This window comes from uncultured Methanobrevibacter sp. (assembly GCF_937881195.1).
Classification (GTDB): domain Archaea; phylum Methanobacteriota; class Methanobacteria; order Methanobacteriales; family Methanobacteriaceae; genus Methanobinarius.
In genome coordinates this window covers 1-17672 of record NZ_CALGFC010000048.1, presented here as the reverse complement: position 1 = coordinate 17672, position 17672 = coordinate 1, and the positions used below count along the sequence as shown (strand labels likewise).

Genomic DNA, 17672 nt, shown 5'->3' with positions numbered 1-17672 from the left:
AAACAATAAGTTTAAAGAAATTAAAAAAAAAGATTTATTTTTAATTATATATAAAGTTTTAGTATTTATTAAAATATTCTTAATTAATTAAATATTCAATATATTAAAAAAATTAAACAATCTAGAAAAAATAACAGTGAAAAAATAAAAAAAGTTAATAATTAATATGAAAAAGCATAAATAATTGAACAAAAATAGAAATAAAAATTAGTTAATAAATAATAATAAATATATATTAATTATATATTAATAACTAAAAAAATAATAATAAAAGGTAAAAAATAGATAAAATAATATTATAAATATATAATTAAAAGAGGTTAAAACATTTAAGTACAAATAATATAATTCATTTTTTAATAATAGCCTCTTTAAAAAATTCTGGAACTAAAGAACGATATAGTGGACTTTTAAATAAAATATCTACGTCCCCATCAAGTATATAAGTATAACAAGAATCATCTTCAGCCCTCATACCTCTTCCATAAGCTTGCATTAAAGTCATGACAGTTTTATATGCATACCATCTTCTATCTCTTTTCATTCTCATATTTACCTGTTCATCTCCCAAATAGGGAAAAGGAACCTTGTATATTATCTGAAATCTACACTTATCGTAGGGTAAATCAACTCCTTCACTCATGGAGGGACTAGCTAAAACAAGCGAGTCTTTAGTTTTTTCAAAATGATTTAAAACTCTTTCTCTATTCTTAGAAGTATGAGAAATCAGTCGAGGATTATTTATTTTTTTAACAATATATTCTTGACATTTATAGCTATTAGTATGAATTAAACCCTTATCATTCTTATGTTTTTCCAATATAGATTCAATAATTGGCAAAGTTTTAGGAGCGCTCCTTTTAATCCTATTAGATGACATTTTACCCGCTATATTTAATTCAATAGGTCTTTTATCTGGAGAAAAAGGACTATCAGCTTTTATATGATATACATCATTAGGGTTTAATCCTAACCACTTAGAAAACATCTTATGAGATAAAATAGTCGCACTTAAAAAAATACAAACTTCCCCATGTTTAAATAAATAGTCTTTAGCATATTGATGAACTCTAAGCGGTTTAAATGAAACACCATCAGTAAAAGAATCAATAATCCAGTTTTTAGGTTCATTTTCAAGATTTTCTCTAAGCTGTTTTAAACGTGATATTGTAGAATTAATCCTATCTGCTTTGTTTTTTGGAAGATCTTTTATTTCAATATCCCTATAAGCATCTTTTATAGCATCAATCTCCATTATCCATTCTTTATAATCCTTTTCTTTAAGTATACTCGGATTAATAATTCTATTAATGTCTTTCTTGAGCCTTCTATTGTATAATGTAAGTTCCATTGTATTCATTAATTTATTTTCGATATTATGAGCTTCATCAAGAATTAATAAATTTCTAGGAGGAAAATGCTTTACATAATTCAATTCAAGGATTGCATAATCATAATTCATTAAAGTGATTGGAGAATTAATAGCATTAGACTTTTGTTGCCAATAATGACAATGTTCATCAGATTGATAAAAAATAGAACCGCCAAATGGACTTTCAAAAGCTTCAGACCCAGTTAAATTTGGGTTTTTAGAAACTCCAAATTTACAAAAGAAATTTTTTGAAGTTGGAGTTGTTTTACATGTCCCAACATCACAAGTAGAATCTAAATCATCATTTAGACAATAAAAATTTCCCCTGCCTTTAACCATTGGAAAATTAAATTCATTAAAGTATTGAGTCTGTAATTGTTTAGTCATAGTGAGAATATATGCTGATTGATACATTCTAGCTAAAGTAGTGGCTATTCCCGATTTTCCAGTACCAGTCCCTGCTTCAAGAATGATATATTTATATCCATTTTCAATAGCTTCATTTATATCAGATATAATTTCAAGTTGACCTTCTCTTGGAGATTTAAATGGGAAATTTTCAATTATTTCTTCATTAATATTCGGAAATTCTGTTTTTAATTTATTTATTTTTGCTTCTTCCAGAGAATTCTTTTCTATTGAATAAACATCATCAATAGATTGACTAAAAGATTTTGATTGATTATCTTTTGATTGATGATTAAAACTATTTGAGTAATTAGATTTTAAATCTGCTTGTGTTTTTCTACAAACACAATTGTTTTTTAACATTCCGCAATTTGGGCAAAACAAAGAATTTGACATCAAAAGTATATTAGTAATGGGAGTATAAATAAATGATAGTTAATGGTTATGAAAAATAATATTTTATTTGAAATTTTTTATTAATAATGAATGGAATATTATAAGTAATGATGAAAAAATGATCTATTTTAGAAATATATAATAATTTAAAATAAAAATTATATTCTAATTTAGAATAAAAATTATATTCTAATTTAGAATAAAAATTATATTCTAATTTAAAAATTAAAAAATAATATTTTAATATTATTTATTTAAATCTAATAATTGATTTAAATAATACTAATTTTATAAAAATTAAAAATGGTGTTTTATTGACATTGAAAAAAGGCAAATTATTTGGAATTGGAGTTGGGCCAGGAGACTATGAACTTTTAACAATAAAAGCTTTGAATGTTCTAGAAAATGTACCAGTTATATGTTCTCCTCGTTCTTCGCCAGAAAAAGAAAGCATTGCTCTATCAATCATTAGACCTATTTTAAAAAAGAGAGAAAATAGGGAAATTAAAAGTACATTTGAAAAGATTAATAATGATTTTAAAAATGAGGAATCCTGTAATAAATTAATTTCTGATGAAGAAACTAATATAAAAGGAAATAAAGAAAATTTAAAAGTTTTAGAACCTGTTTTTCCAATGACAGAAGATATAACAATACTAGAAAAACATTGGGATGAAGCATCAGAATTGATATCAGGACATTTAAATAAAGGACTTGATGTTGCATTCATTACCTTAGGAGATCCATCAATATACAGCACATTTTCTTATGTTCAAAAGAGATTGGAAAAAAATTTTAAAATCGAGATGATTCCTGGAATTAATTCATTTACAGCATGTGCTTCAAGTATTGGGAAACCATTAGTGGAAAAAGATGAGATTTTAATGATAATTCCAAAAATAAATGAAAATATTGGTAATCTTCTTAAAGAAGGAAATAACTTTGTTTTAATGAAAACATCCAGAAATACTGAAGAATTGGAAAATATAATAAATGAACAAAATGTTGAAAAAGAGATTACTTCTGTTCAAAATTGTACAATGAAAAATGAGAAAATAATAGAGGGATTTCCAAAAAATAAACCTTATTTAACAACAACAATATTAAAATTAAAAAAATAAAAATTAAGAAGAATAATAAGAATTAATAAATAAAATTAGAAAATATCTATATAGTAAAGAATATTTATATAGTAAGTAAATATCTATATAGTAAAAATAGTTATATATAGAAAATTATCTATAATTTAATAAAAAATAACCTATTAAAGGTAAATTATTAAAAAATAAACTATTAAAGATAAATTATTAAAAATATACCAATTAAATAATGTTATTCAATTGGTTCTAACTCAAAAGCACAACAACTATCACCCATTGTATAACATTTTGTTTCAATTACTTTTAAATCTTTTTTTAAGAAAGAAGATAAAGTAGCTTCTATTATTCCAGAATCTAGATAACATGCAGGTTTTCCTGTTTTAGGAAGTAATTCGCATTCAAAACAGTCATATGTAGTGATTTCTATTTTTTCTCCAAGTTTAAACTCTATACGGCCTAATCCATATTCTTCCCAAAAAACTTGTAAATTTTTAATAAAAATATCGACATCATCAGCTTTAATTTGTTCATACAATGCTAAGCCAATACGACGTCCAGATTCATACAATATAGGATTAATATTAATTCCTTCTTGAATTAGTGTTGACCTAAATGTATGGAATAAAAGATGAGAAAAATTAAATTTACCACCAGAATCATTATTTTTGTTTATTATATTTTCTAATAAAAAATCAGTTTTTTGTTCTTCAAGTTCGAATGGTTCAGGAGGTTCAATTTCTCCCAAAAATCTTGAATTAATATAGAATATTTTTCTTCTTTGATCCTCTGGATCAAATTTAAAAGAGATAACTCCATCTTTTCGTAAAGATTTTAAATGAACAGAAACAGTAGATTTTGATTTACCTGTGTTTTTAACAATTTCATCGAATTCCATTTCATTATCTTTTAGCATAGATAATATAACAAGTTTGACAGGGCTTTTTATTACATTGACCCCAATTTCTTTATGACCCTTAGAGAAAATCTGAATAGGTTTTTGTTTTTTTGCTTCATTGATCTTATCAGTAAAATCCATATTTATACCCCTTATTATAAATATGACATCAATTATAACTATTATTAAATTATTATTAAAATAATTGTTATTATTAATTGAAATTCATGTTCATTTAAATTGTTATAATCCTAATAGTGCCATATAAGTACCAAAATTAGACATAAGAGAACATTATATGTTTATTTATTCTAATCAATTAATGAAAGAATATATACTTTCATTTATAAAAAGAAGTATATAAATCTTTTTCTTGGAAACTAAAGATAAATAATAATTGTTAAATAAGTTTATAGGAAATTATAATTAGATAATATCTTCTAAAATGGAAAAAATAAAGTTTGATTATGTTTTTAAAAAAAATAAATCTTACCAAAGATATATATTAAGATAAAACAGTTCGTACTCATTGAAAATATAATTAGAATATATATAATATTATTAATGACAAATATAAATCAGAAAGTATGTAAATAGACATATAATATGTCTAAAATCCACAGTGATTGAAATAAATAGTAAAAAAGTGTTAATAATACATATATCAAAATTATAAAAGGTTTTAATAAAAAATATGATTAAATCTATTTAATATAATAACTAAATTTTTCGGGAAAATAAAAATTATAAAATTAAAAAACAATCTTTAAATAGGAGTTCAGTTAAATATATGTTCATACATATACGAACAGTTAAAATTTGAAATAAATAATTCAAAATTTTATTGGTTCAATATATAAATTTTTTTAAAATATTAAATATTTCTTTAGTAATTATATACAGTTAGTAAAGAATAATATTAAAAATATTTAAAATATTTAAAATATTTAAATAAATCTTTGAATTTAGATATAATATATAAGGAGAAATATAAAATGAAAGCACAGGCAAAAAAAATAGGTAATGGAGTATATTGGATAGGAGTTCTTGATTGGGATTTAAGAACTTATCACGGATATACACTAGATGGAACAAGCTACAATGCATACTTAATATTTGGAGATGATAAAGTAGCATTGATAGATAATGCATACCCTGGTAAAACTGAAGAATTAATGGCTCGTGTAGATGATGCGTTTGCACAAGAAGGAAAAACTGGGGAAGAATGTAAAGTAGATGTAATTATACAAAACCATGTTGAAAAAGACCATAGTGGTGTTTTAGTAGACATTCACAAAAGATATCCAAAAGCTCCAATATATTGTACAGAAATAGCTGTAAAAGGATTGAAAAGGCATTATCCAAATATTAAAGAAGCAGAATTTATTACTGTAGGAACTGGAGATACATTAGAACTTGGTGGAAAAACTTTAGCATTTTTAGATGCATTTTTACTACACTGGCCCGACAGTATGTTTACATTATTAGTTGAAGAAGGAATATTATTCCCAAATGACGCATTTGGTCAACATTTATGTTATTCAAAGCGTTTTGATCATGAAATACCAGAGCATGTTTTAATGGACGCTACTAAAAAATTCTACGGAAATCTTATAGTACCTCTATCGAAACTTGTATTGAAAAAATTTGAAGAAGTTACAGAACTTGGATTGCTTGAACAAATAAAAATGATTGCACCATCACACGGGCAAATCTGGACAGATCCCATGAAAGTTATTGGTGCTTACAGTGAATGGGCAACTGGAAAATGTAAAGATAAAGTGACTATAGTATATGATACAATGCATTATTCAACTCAAAAAATGGCCCATGAAATAGCTGAAGGAATAATGGCAGAAGGATATGATGTAGAAATGTTCTTTTTGCATGAAGATGAAAGAAGTGAAATAGTTAAAAGCATATTAGACAGTAAAGCAATAGCTATTGGAGTTCCTACAATTAATGATGAACCTTACCCAAGTATTGGAGACTTAATGTACTATTTAAAAGGTTTAAGATTTGAAAGAACTGGAATTAAAAGAAAAGCTGTGACTTTCGGTTCTATGGGAGGAAAAGGAGGAGCACCTGCTTCATTGGGTAAAGATTTAGGAGAATATGGTTTTGATGTTGTAGATACTTGTGAAGTATATTATGTTCCAGATGAAGAAGAAAATGAAGCATGCTTCAAATTAGGACAAAAATTAGTTGAAGAAGCAAAAAAGATTTAATTATAGTTTAATTTGGTAATTTAAGAATATTATTAAATAAATTTACAATTTAAATTTTCTATTTTCTATTTTCTATTTTCTATATTTAATTTAAATTTTCTATATTTATATATTTAATTTAAATTTTCTATTTTCTATATTTATATATTTAAATATAAAAATAATTAATTTATCTATATAGAATCATCTGAAATAAAATAAAAAGTTATAATAATAAAAAAATTTATATTAATTTATGTGAAATAAATATATAAAATGAATAAAGTGGATATTATATAAGAGGAAGATAAAATGCCAAAATATGAACACAAAATAGGAGTAACTAAAGGAACTGAATTAGAAAAAGAAGTAAAAGCAAATTTTATGGGTGAAACCCAAGAAGTTGGAATGTATTTAGCTATGTCTAGACAAGCTTCAAGAGAGGGATATGGAGAGTTAGCCGAAGTCTTCAAAAGGCTTGCATGGGAAGAAGCTGAGCATGCTGCAAGATTTGCTGAAATGAATGGTGTTATAAAGCCAACTTTAAAAGAAAATATTGAAATGATGTTAGAAGGAGAATTAATGGCTAATGAAGAAAAAAGAGCTGCTGCAGAAAAAGCTGAAGGATGTGAACTTGAAGATCCTTGCGATTTCTTTAAAGAAAGCTCTAAAGATGAAGGACGCCATGCTAAAATATTAGAAGGGATTTTAGAAAGATACTTCTAAAAAATCTAAATTTTTATATTACATATTATATTTTATCACCATAATTTAAATTAATATACGATAATTATGGTGATTCATTAAAATATATTTAATTAAAATATACTAATTAAAATATACTAAATTGAAATATATTTATAAATTTTTTAATACATTAATTTAGGACATTTTATTTTTAAAATAAAATTAATTCATTATTCCCAATTATAATATAAATTTATATATAGAATTCATTATTAAACCCATATTAAATCTTTTTTTTTATTTAAATTACTAATTTACATATATAATATATAAATTAGTAAAATATATTTTATAATATTATATCTGATTTATTTTTAAAAATTCGGCAGGTATAATTTTTATTTAATAATTAATCATCTTTTTAATATTTATATATTATATAAGCCAATCAAACATATATTTCTTTTTTAGATTACAATATAATATAAAATTAGTAATTTAAATAAAAATTTGAAATTAAATAAAAATATTTATAAATATTATAAAATTCTTAAATAAACCTAAAGCATAGTTGGTGAGAAAATGGAAGAAAAAATTTCAATAGCTACATGTAATGGAATGAGTGCATTAGGGCTTATTGGGAGAGCAGCATGCAATGATTTAGTAATCGAGAATGATAATTTGATATCAATATGTATTACTGCTACTGTGGCAGAAAATCCCGAATTTAACGATATAATTAAAAAATATCCAATAATTGCAATAAATGGATGTTCAGAAAATTGTATAGACAAAATATTAATATCAAAAGGATTTAAATCAGAAAAATCAATGAAAATAGATAAATTAGTAGAAGAAAAAGATTTAAAAGATTTAGATCCCTCAAGATTAGATAATAAAGGAGAAATAGTTGTAAAAGAACTCAAAAATCTAATTAAATTAGAATTAAAAGAATATTAAATAGATGTTTGATTTTTTGTAAAATAAATAATTATTTAAATATAAATATTATAATTCTAAAAAAGAACAAATTAAAAATATAAAAATTCTAATAAAAAATAATTAATGATAATATGAGTATTAAAATTGGAATTATCCGAGATGATTCAAGTCTTGGAGAAAGAGCATTGAAAACTATTGGGGAAAAATTTGAAACAAAAATTATCGATATAGAATCTCCGAAAGGAACATTCATAGATGATATAAAAATAAACAAAGAGGTTATTGAAAATTTAGAAAAATTTGATTTGATTATAACATATATAAAACAGGCCGATATGACTTTAGAAATTATAGACAAGTTGCAAAATAAGGTTTCATGGATAATAGTTGGAGTTTGGAGAGGAGAAGGTTTTAAAAATCAATTATTAAAATATAATAATGTTTCTGTTCCTGATGCAATGTGTGAATTAGAATCAGATGGAAATAACCCAGTTTTTGATGAATTCACAAATGTATTTGGAAAGCCAGAAATAAAAATAAATTGTCAAGGAGAAAAAATTGTTGAAATTACTGTTATTAAGGGATCTCCATGTGGAGCAACTAATTTCATGGTGGAAGATATTTTAGGAGAAGAAATTGACAATATAGAAAACATAGCTAAAAGAGCAGGGCTTAGGATCCAACATTACCCTTGTAGAGGCCATAAATTGAAGTTATTTGCTGATGAGGAATCACATAAACAATTAGCATCACAATTACATTATGAATCAGTTAAAAAAGCATTGAAAAATAATACAAAAGAAAATAATAATAATAATACTATATAAACTAATAAAACTCAAATATTCAAATCAAGCAAAATGAAGAATATTAGTGTAAGCCACTAAAAAATTAAAAATTATAGATTAAATTATTAAAATTTAATATTAATATTAAATAATAAATTTAATATTAAAATAATCCTCCTGCAAAACCTGCAACTAAACTTATAGCTATTATAAATATCATGAAAGAAGATATAAGAGTTACTATAGGTTTTACAATATTTTCAGGTAATTTATAATCTAAAAGTTCTTCAAGCAAATGTCCCCCATCTAATGGTTTCATTGGAAGAAGATTGAACAAACCAATAGCTAAATTTAGAAATGCTATCCAATTAAACAATTCAAGGATTGAAAACCAAACCCATGGAAGAGTGTTTCCATAAGTATTATCTATATTATCATTAATTTCATAATTTTTAACAGCTTGAACACCCATATATCCAAGCGAATTATTATTAGGATTTTGTCCTGCTTTAAAACTATAGTCTCCCCTATCCGTTGTTACATTGATAATTTCATTTGGTTTTAAAGTTGAAATAGCATTTGAATAAGTATCTCCATCAGTAATGTTTTGACCATTCAAAGATTCAATTATCATTCCAGGTTGTAAAATATTATAAGAAGGAGTACCTTCAAGAACTCGTTCTATTTGAATTCCATCCTCATGAAACGTTTCTGGAATAACAAAGGATGAAATTGACATGGTAATTAAAAATGCAACTACAAATAGAGATATATTAGCAATTGAACCCGCCGCATAAACTCTCATTCTTGAAGTCTTTTTTGCTTTATTCATATCATCTTCATCAGGCTCAACAAAAGCACCTGGAAGAACAGCAAAGAGTAATAACCCAATTGATTTTATATTAATTTTTTCAACCCTAGATAAAATTCCATGAGAGAATTCATGGACAATTAATACCGTTGCAAGACCAATTATCCCATATACAAATGGAATATATATTGGAGAACCCGGAATCTCTACTCCAGGGATAACAAGCGAAACTGAAGGAGTTTCAAATATTGTTGAAAGGGAAGATAGTAATAAGTATGTCATTACAATCATAGCACCAAAAGAAATAAAAATCCCTATATTCATGAACCATCTCCAAAATTTTGGAGAAAGATTAGCCAATCTATCAATAAAGCCCCTAAGTCTTTTAGTTTTCCACATTAGAAGTGGAAAATTCACTTCTAATCCATGATTAGTAAGTTTACTTTTGAAAATTAGGGCAATAGCCCATATAATAGCAAATGCTATTGCATAATACCATAATCCATTCATTATTTCACTCTTTAACAGGATAAATTTAATTATTATTTATTTTCAATTATAAATATTTAAAAATTATTTCTAACTTAAATATTCTTATAATCGATTTCAATCTAAATAATTTACAAAATTTTTTAATAATTTTTTTAATACACCAATAAGAATTATATATAATTTTTTAATTATAATTTTTAAATAATTAAAAATATCAATTTTTATAGAAATTTCACTTATTCCAGTTCATTGATTCAAAAAAGACAACATCTATTAAATCTCCTTTAGAAATACCTTCCTGATTTTCATCGATAATAATATAACAGTTAGCTTCAACCATTGACCTAATAACACCTGAACCTCTACTCAAAACTGCCTTAACAGTTTTATAATCAGCATGAGACCTTATAAAATCAGTACGTCCTAAATTAGAATATATTTTAGCACCAGCAGTTCTCTTCTCTTTTCTAGGATTATACTCCATATTTTGCATTTTGAATAAAAATTTTCTAACTAAAGCATCAAATTGACCCATAGCAGCTACTGGATATCCAGAAAGCATAAAAACAGGAGTTTCATCAATAATACCAAATCCTACTGGTTTCCCAGGTCTTAAAGCAACTCCATGAAATAAAACATCCCCTATTGAATCAACAGCATCTACAACAACATCTCCTTTACTAATAGCTGTTCCACCAGTTGTAATAATTAAATCATAATCTTTGGAAGACTCAAATAAAGTTTTTTTAACTTCCTCAAATACATCCCTAGCAGAAGTAATATCTACCTGAGCCCCACAACTTTCAATCATTGAAGATATTACATATTGATTAGAATTAATAATTTGAGCTTTTTCTAGATTTTTTGTGGGATTAACTAGCTCATTTCCAGTTATAATAAGTTTAACTTTTGGTATTTTATAAACTTCAACAAAATCCACTCCTGCAGAAGCAATAAGGCCCATTTCTTGAGGACGAATTAAAGTTAATGGTTTAACAACTTCATCACCTAATTTAATATCTTCTCCTTGTAATGAAACATTTTCACCAGGAGTAACCTGAGAATGAAATTCTATATATTCATCAGAAGAATCTTTATTACTAGTAATAGTGTATTCTTCCATTAAAACCGCATTGGCCCCATCAGGAATTGGAGCGCCAGTTGCGATCCTAATAGCTTCTCCAGTGTTAATTTTTTTATTAGAAAAATCTCCAGCGCCAATTTGATCAATTATATCTAATTTTTTTATTACATTTGGAGAAGCACCAAAAGTATCTTTAGCAATTACAGCATAACCATCCATAGCAGATTTATTAAAAGGAGGAGAATCATGAAAAGAATGAATTCCTTTAGATAAAACTCTTAAATAAGAATCTTTCAAATTAATCATTTCTGTTTTCATGATTTTTTGATTTTGTTTAAGAATACCTAAAGCATTTTTCATTGGAATTAATTCTGATAAAAACATGGATCCTCCATAAAATATAATCACTAATATAATTTTACACTTACTGAAAAAATGAAAATATTATTTTCAGAAAAATTTTATTAATTATGCCATATATTTTTCTATTACACCATTATATGCATCTTTTAATTCTTTGACTATTATATTTATGTCATTAGAATTGCTAAAAAGTCTTAAAGAATCATTTTTAACTTCTCCAATACAAGCACAAGGAACATCAATACTATCTAAAACATTATCAAGCTTATCAGATTTGACTGTTATAATATACCTTCCATGTGTTTCTGAAAATAATAAGTTATTATCACTAATATTTTGATTATCACCAATAGGAATATTAGTTAAATTAATTTCAGCACCCATTCCACTGGAAATAGCCATTTCAGAAAGTGCAATTGCAATTCCCCCAGCAGAACAATCATGGATTGCAGTGATAAAATTTTCATTATTATTAAATTTTCCAAAATCGCTATCTAAAAGTTTTAAAATTGATTTTGAAGATTCAATCTCATTATCAATTCTAATTTTAGGGGCTTCTCCTTGTTCAAGACCATGAACGGCCCTATGATATTCAGAACCATCAATTTCATCATAGGTTGAACCAATAATTATAATTTTGTCACCTTCATTCTTAAAATCCATAGTTCTAATATTATTAAGATCAGCTACACCAATAACACCTACAGTAGGAGAAGGATTAATTTTAATACCTTCGGTTTCATTGTAAAAACTTACATTACCACTAATAACCGGAGTTTTAAATTTTCTAGATAAATCAGACATTCCTTGAACACATTGCTTAAATTGCCAAAGTATTTCAGGATTTTCAGGATTTCCAAAATTCAAACAATCAACAACTGCATACGGTTCAGCGCCCATCGAAACAACATTTCTAATTGCTTCAGCAACACTTCCAGCACCACCATCATAAGGAGACAATTTAGTATGAATACTATTACAATCACAGCTAAGAACAACTGCATTTTGATCATCTACTTTAAGTACAGCCCCATCATCCCCTGGCTTTACAATAGTCCTGATTTGAACTTCATGATCATATTGTTTATAAACCCATTTTTTGGTAGCTATATTAGGAGAAGATAAAATTTTTAGGATAGATAAATCAATTGAAGGATCTTCAACTTGAGTATACTCTTCAATTTTTTCTGGAGCTTTAATTTCACGGTTTAAAGAAGGAGGATCTGCTAAAAGTACAGCAGGCATATTAGCTATTGTTTCATTATTTCCTTTGTCATCTTTTTTATCTGAATCCACAACAACCATTAATTTTGTGTCAGTGACCTCACCAATTATAGCTCTTGGAAGTTCATATTTATCACAAATTTTAAAAGCTTCATCTATATATTTAGGATTAATAACAAAAACCATTCTTTCCTGAGATTCAGAAAGCATGATCTCATAAGGAGTCATTCCTTTTTCTCTTAAAGGGATAGAATTTAAATTAACTAATGCACCATTACCACACTTATCTACAAGTTCAGAGATACAACAAGTTAATCCTCCACCACCAAGATCTTTGACCCCTGCTACATCTATTTTATCAAGTATTTCTAAAGAGGCTTCTAAAACCTTCTTTTTTGTAAATGGATCTCCAACTTGAACAGCAGGCCTATCTTCAATTTCAGAATCGGATGTAAGCTCTTCTGAAGCAAAGGTAACTCCATGAATTCCATCTCGACCAGTTAATCCACCCATTAATAAAAATACATCCCCAATATTAGGAGCTATTCCTTTAACAATTTTATCTTTTTCAACAATTCCTGCACACATTACATTTACAAGAGGGTTTGTTCTAAAAGATTCATCAAACTCAACTTCACCACCAACAGTTGGGACACCTACACGATTTCCATAATCAGAAATTCCTTTTACCACATGTTCGAAAAGATATCTAGATTTTTGATCTTCAAGAGGCCCAAAACGAAGTGAATCTAGAAGTGCAATAGGCATTGCACCCATTGAAATAATATCTCGAAGTATTCCCCCAATACCAGTCCCAGCACCACCATAAGGCTCTATTGCTGATGGATGATTATGACTTTCAATTCCAACTGCAAGTGCTAATTTATCAGTTATAGCAACCATACCTGCATCATCACCAGGACCCATTATAATATTTTCCCCTTCTGTAGGAAATAGGCCGAGTATGGGCCTACTACTTTTATATGAACAGTGTTCAGAAAACATTACGTCCAACATCCCTTCTTCCAAATCATTAGGGCTTCTTCCAAGCATTTGTCTAATATAATCCATTTCAGAATCTGTTAATGTCATTTAAACACACGTACTCCTTTTAAAACTTTTTGAATAAATAATTTCCAGTAAAATTAATTTTAATATAATGATTAAAATATACCCTATTTTTCGATTTTAAGGATAATATTCTCATTTTCTATTTTCCACTCTTTAATATGTTTATCATCATATTTATTATCCTTATAATTTAAAGAATCTCCATGGAGTTCATCGAACAAAATATTATTAGCCCTAACTTCATTTGATATAAATTCAATTTTATCGAAAATTGTATTCTTAAAATCTTTATCTGCATCAACAGTGACATTAATATTAGCTTCAACATCCAAATCCATATCTTTTCTCATATCTTGGATTCTTCTGATTAATTCACGTGCCATAGCTTCCGATAATATCTCTTGAGTAATTTGAGTATTGACAAAAACATTTCCACCATCAAAATCAGAACTAACAATATCATCAGGAAGTTCATTATCAAATAAAACATCTCCAACAGATAGTTCAATTTCTTTATCATTAATATCATTATCAGAAATAGGAATAACTATTTTTCCATTATTTTCTAATTCTAATTTGATTTTATTTCCATCATTTTCAGCTAAAAATTTATTAACAATACCCATATCTTGTCTGAGTCTAGGACCAAGAGTTTTTAAGTTTGGTTTTGCTATAAATTTAATATTTTCAAATTCTTCAGAAGTCAATACTTGTTTAGTGTTGGATTGATCTTTAATTACTGATTTAAGATGATTAACTGCATTAATAACAGATTTGTCTGTAGAAACAACAGTTATATCATTAACTGGCCATCTTAATTTGTATTTAGCCATATCTCTTGCTCTTGCACTAGCTTCAATTATATCTCTTACAATATCCATTTTATTCTCAAGATCAGAATCTATTAAATTCTCGTCATAATCCCAATTTTCCATATGAATACTTAATTTCGAATCTGATTTAATACCTTTAATTAAATTTTCATATATTTTTTCAGATATATGTGGAGCTATTGGGGCTAAAACTTTAATTAAAATTTCAATAGAAGTATATAATCCATAATATGCACCTAATTTATCAGGATCATCTTTTTCAACCCAAGTTCTTCCCCTTATAAGTCTTACATACCATCGACTAAGGTCCTCTAAGATAAAATTATTAATTTTTCTTGTAGCTTTATGGAAAAAAGCACTGTTTAAATCTTCTTCAACATCTTTTACTAGTGAATTAGCCTTAGATATAATCCATTTATCTTCATCCCTAAGAATAATACTATTTTCATCATTTAAATCACAAATTTCTGGGTTGAAATTATCAAGAGCCATATAAGTTGTTGAAAATACATAAACATTCCAAAGAATATTGAACATCTTCTTTATATTATTAAGTTCGTCCCAAACAAACTTGAGATCATCCCATGGTTTACTCGCCCATAAAAGATAGAATCTTAAAACATCAGCACCATATCCTTCAATAACATCTTCTGGTTGGACAACATTTCCAAGAGATTTGCTCATTTTTTTACCCATTTCATCAAGAACAAATCCATGCATTAATACTTTTTTATAAGGCACTTGGTCAAAAGCAATAACTCCAGTACCAAGTTGAGAATAAAACCAACCCCTCGTTTGGTCGTGCCCCTCAGTTATAAAATCATATGGGAACCATTCATCAAACATTTTACTTTCTTGAGGATAATAAAGAGAAGCCCATCCAGCAACACCAGAATCAATCCAAACATCTAAAACATCTGGAATACGCTTCATTTTCCCATTACAAATTTTATTTGTATTATTAGGCTTTTGAGAGTTTAAATCCAAATTATTAGATTCGTTACAACAATCACATTTAATAATAATTTCATCTACATAAGGCCTGTGAACTAAATCTTCATCATCAGCAGTGATTTTATTTATTGAATTATCTTTTAATTCTTTGACAGACCCTATAACTTTAATATTTCCACAATCTTCACATACCCAAACAGGAATAGGAATTCCCCAATATCTTTGTCTTGAAATTGTCCAATCCTTCGCATTATCAACCCAATCATGGAATCTTCCTTCTCCTGCCCATTTAGGAATCCATTCAACTTTTTTAATTTCAGACAGCATTTTGTCTTTTACTTCAGTGATTTTCAAAAACCACTGCTCTGTAGCTAAATATATAATTGGAGTCTTACATCTCCAACAAGTCCCATATCTATGTTCAATTGTTTCTTCAATATATAAAAATCCTTTTTCTTTTAAATCATTTATAATAACAGGATTTGCATCTTTAACAAATTCTCCAGAATATTTTCCACCGAGAGAATTAAAATTTCCTTCTTCATCAACAGGGCAAAATATTGGAAGATTAAATTGTTTTCCTATTTCAAAATCGTCTGGACCATGACCGGGAGCAGTGTGAACAAGTCCAGTTCCTTCTCCGAGTTCAACATGATCTCCAGGTAGAACTGTATGAACATTAATCTTATCTTTATCATTTTTAAATTTCTTTTGTTCTGGAATTTCATCTATAAGAGGATATTCATAAGATAATCCCTCTAAGTCAGTCCCTTTAACGACTTTTATAATTTCATAAACTTCTTCTTTGATTTCTTCTATTTTCTTAATAGACTTACCATTTTCGTCTATTTCGCCAGTATCTTTTTTAATTTTTGTTATTTTAATTTCTGGACCAAAAATAGATTCAACTAAATCACTAGCTAAAATTAATATTCCTTCATTAGAATTTTCATTTTTGTTTCCGCTATTAGAATCGTTAAATTCGTTAGATTCGTTGTTTAGAAACTTAACAAAAGAATAATCAAAATTTGGATTCATACAAATAGCTAAATTTGCTGGAAGAGTCCAAGGAGTAGTAGTCCAAACTAAAAAGTATTCAGATAGTCCATCAGGATTATCAACATCATCCAATAGTGGTTTAGATAATGGAAATTTAACATATATTGAAGGATCTATTTTATCTTCATAGTCAATTTCAGCGGCTGCTAATGCTGTTTCACATCTAGGACACCAACTAATAACTCTCTTATCCTTTAAAAGAAGACCTTTTTCATGGGCTTTTTTAAGCGTCCACCAAGAAGATTCCATATATTTTGGATCAAAAGTTACATAAGGTTTATCCCAATCCATCCATACACCAAGATCTTCAAATTGGTTTGTCATTGCATCTTTATTTTTTAATGCAAATTCTTTACATTTAGAAACAAAATTAGCTATTCCTATATCTTCTTCAATTTGTTGTTTATTTTTAATATCCAATAGTTGTTCAACTTTATGTTCAATAGGGAGACCATGAGTATCCCAACCAGCTTGTCTTCTAAGTGAAAAACCTTTCATTGATTTAAATCTAAGAAAAGTATCTTTAATAACCTTGTTCCAGGCTGTCCCAAGATGTATTTTACCACTACAATAAGGAGGACCATCTAAAAAAGAATATTTTGGACCTTTTTCTCTTAACTGGTTTGTTTTAAAATAAACTTGATTTTTAACCCATGAATCTTGGATTTCTTTTTCAATTTTCTTATGTTCATATGATTTTTCTGCCTCTTTTATTGGCATTCAAATTCTCCTTCTAATAAATGAGTTGATTATTATTAATTATTTTTAATCTAATAATTTTTCTACAAAATAAGGTTTTTATTAAATTATATACTCTATTATAAGTAATTCTTAGTTAATTTATTAATTATAAAATATTGAGTGTAATGCCTTAATTATTTAATTGAAAAATTATTTAATAAAATACTTCTATTACTTCTATGAAATTTATTTTTAGTATAAATTTTAGTATAAATTTTAGTATAAATTTTAGTATAAATTTTAGT

11 protein-coding genes are annotated in these 17672 nt (G+C 26.6%); 5 read left to right on the top strand and 6 right to left on the bottom strand.

The features are described 5' to 3' along the window. Positions 1-349: 349 nt before the first annotated feature. A complete protein-coding gene (locus Q0087_RS06905) occupies positions 350-2176 on the bottom strand; it encodes a helicase C-terminal domain-containing protein (protein WP_297898950.1) in 1827 nt (608 codons plus the stop codon). A 314-nt stretch (positions 2177-2490) separates the two neighbouring features. Between Q0087_RS06905 and Q0087_RS06900 the strand changes: the two genes are divergently transcribed. Beyond that, complete coding sequence (locus Q0087_RS06900) at positions 2491-3297, top strand: precorrin-2 C(20)-methyltransferase (protein ID WP_297898948.1); 807 nt, start codon at positions 2491-2493, stop codon at positions 3295-3297. Positions 3298-3508: 211 nt separating this feature from the next. Here the strand turns inward: Q0087_RS06900 and Q0087_RS06895 are convergent, their stop codons facing one another. Then, positions 3509-4312 (bottom strand): V4R domain-containing protein, encoded by an 804-nt coding sequence (locus Q0087_RS06895; protein WP_297898946.1) that lies wholly within the window; start codon positions 4310-4312, stop codon positions 3509-3511. A gap of 854 nt (positions 4313-5166) precedes the next feature. Between Q0087_RS06895 and Q0087_RS06890 the strand changes: the two genes are divergently transcribed. The 4 genes from Q0087_RS06890 (at position 5167) to Q0087_RS06875 (ending at position 8834) form a co-directional block, all read left to right on the top strand. Then, on the top strand, positions 5167-6399 hold the full coding sequence (locus Q0087_RS06890) for an FprA family A-type flavoprotein (RefSeq protein ID WP_297898945.1): 1233 nt from the start codon (positions 5167-5169) through the stop codon (positions 6397-6399). A 291-nt stretch (positions 6400-6690) separates the two neighbouring features. Continuing rightward, entirely contained in the window at positions 6691-7104 is a 414-nt protein-coding gene (locus Q0087_RS06885) for a ferritin family protein (protein WP_297898944.1), read from the top strand. 543 nt (positions 7105-7647) lie between these two features. Continuing rightward, positions 7648-8025: a putative zinc-binding protein gene (locus Q0087_RS06880; protein ID WP_297898943.1), complete on the top strand. Its 378-nt coding sequence runs from the start codon at positions 7648-7650 to the stop codon at positions 8023-8025. A gap of 113 nt (positions 8026-8138) precedes the next feature. Further along, entirely contained in the window at positions 8139-8834 is a 696-nt protein-coding gene (locus tag Q0087_RS06875; protein ID WP_297898942.1) for a DUF166 family protein, read from the top strand. A gap of 124 nt (positions 8835-8958) precedes the next feature. Here Q0087_RS06875 and Q0087_RS06870 read toward each other — a convergent pair whose 3' ends face one another. From Q0087_RS06870 to ileS, 4 genes are all read right to left on the bottom strand, one after another. Beyond that, complete coding sequence (locus tag Q0087_RS06870) at positions 8959-10116, bottom strand: site-2 protease family protein (RefSeq protein WP_297898941.1); 1158 nt, start codon at positions 10114-10116, stop codon at positions 8959-8961. A 214-nt stretch (positions 10117-10330) separates the two neighbouring features. Next, positions 10331-11566 (bottom strand): gephyrin-like molybdotransferase Glp, encoded by a 1236-nt coding sequence (gene glp / locus Q0087_RS06865; protein ID WP_297898940.1) that lies wholly within the window; start codon positions 11564-11566, stop codon positions 10331-10333. 84 nt (positions 11567-11650) lie between these two features. Next, entirely contained in the window at positions 11651-13861 is a 2211-nt protein-coding gene (gene purL, locus Q0087_RS06860; protein WP_297898939.1) for a phosphoribosylformylglycinamidine synthase subunit PurL, read from the bottom strand. Positions 13862-13944: 83 nt separating this feature from the next. After that, on the bottom strand, positions 13945-17406 hold the full coding sequence (gene ileS / locus Q0087_RS06855; RefSeq protein WP_297898938.1) for an isoleucine--tRNA ligase: 3462 nt from the start codon (positions 17404-17406) through the stop codon (positions 13945-13947). Positions 17407-17672: the final 266 nt, after the last annotated feature.

Bases quoted from the DNA above. Each gene is read 5' to 3' on its own strand.
- glp (WP_297898940.1), bottom strand. From the start codon at position 11,566: ATGTTTTTATCAGAATTAATTCCAATGAAAAATGCTTTAGGTATTCTT.
- Q0087_RS06870 (WP_297898941.1), bottom strand. From the start codon at position 10,116: ATGAATGGATTATGGTATTATGCAATAGCATTTGCTATTATATGGGCT.
- Q0087_RS06905 (WP_297898950.1), bottom strand. From the start codon at position 2,176: ATGTCAAATTCTTTGTTTTGCCCAAATTGCGGAATGTTAAAAAACAAT.
- ileS (WP_297898938.1), bottom strand. From the start codon at position 17,406: ATGCCAATAAAAGAGGCAGAAAAATCATATGAACATAAGAAAATTGAA.
- purL (WP_297898939.1), bottom strand. From the start codon at position 13,861: ATGACATTAACAGATTCTGAAATGGATTATATTAGACAAATGCTTGGA.
- Q0087_RS06890 (WP_297898945.1), top strand. From the start codon at position 5,167: ATGAAAGCACAGGCAAAAAAAATAGGTAATGGAGTATATTGGATAGGA.
- Q0087_RS06895 (WP_297898946.1), bottom strand. From the start codon at position 4,312: ATGGATTTTACTGATAAGATCAATGAAGCAAAAAAACAAAAACCTATT.
- Q0087_RS06885 (WP_297898944.1), top strand. From the start codon at position 6,691: ATGCCAAAATATGAACACAAAATAGGAGTAACTAAAGGAACTGAATTA.
- Q0087_RS06880 (WP_297898943.1), top strand. From the start codon at position 7,648: ATGGAAGAAAAAATTTCAATAGCTACATGTAATGGAATGAGTGCATTA.
- Q0087_RS06875 (WP_297898942.1), top strand. From the start codon at position 8,139: ATGAGTATTAAAATTGGAATTATCCGAGATGATTCAAGTCTTGGAGAA.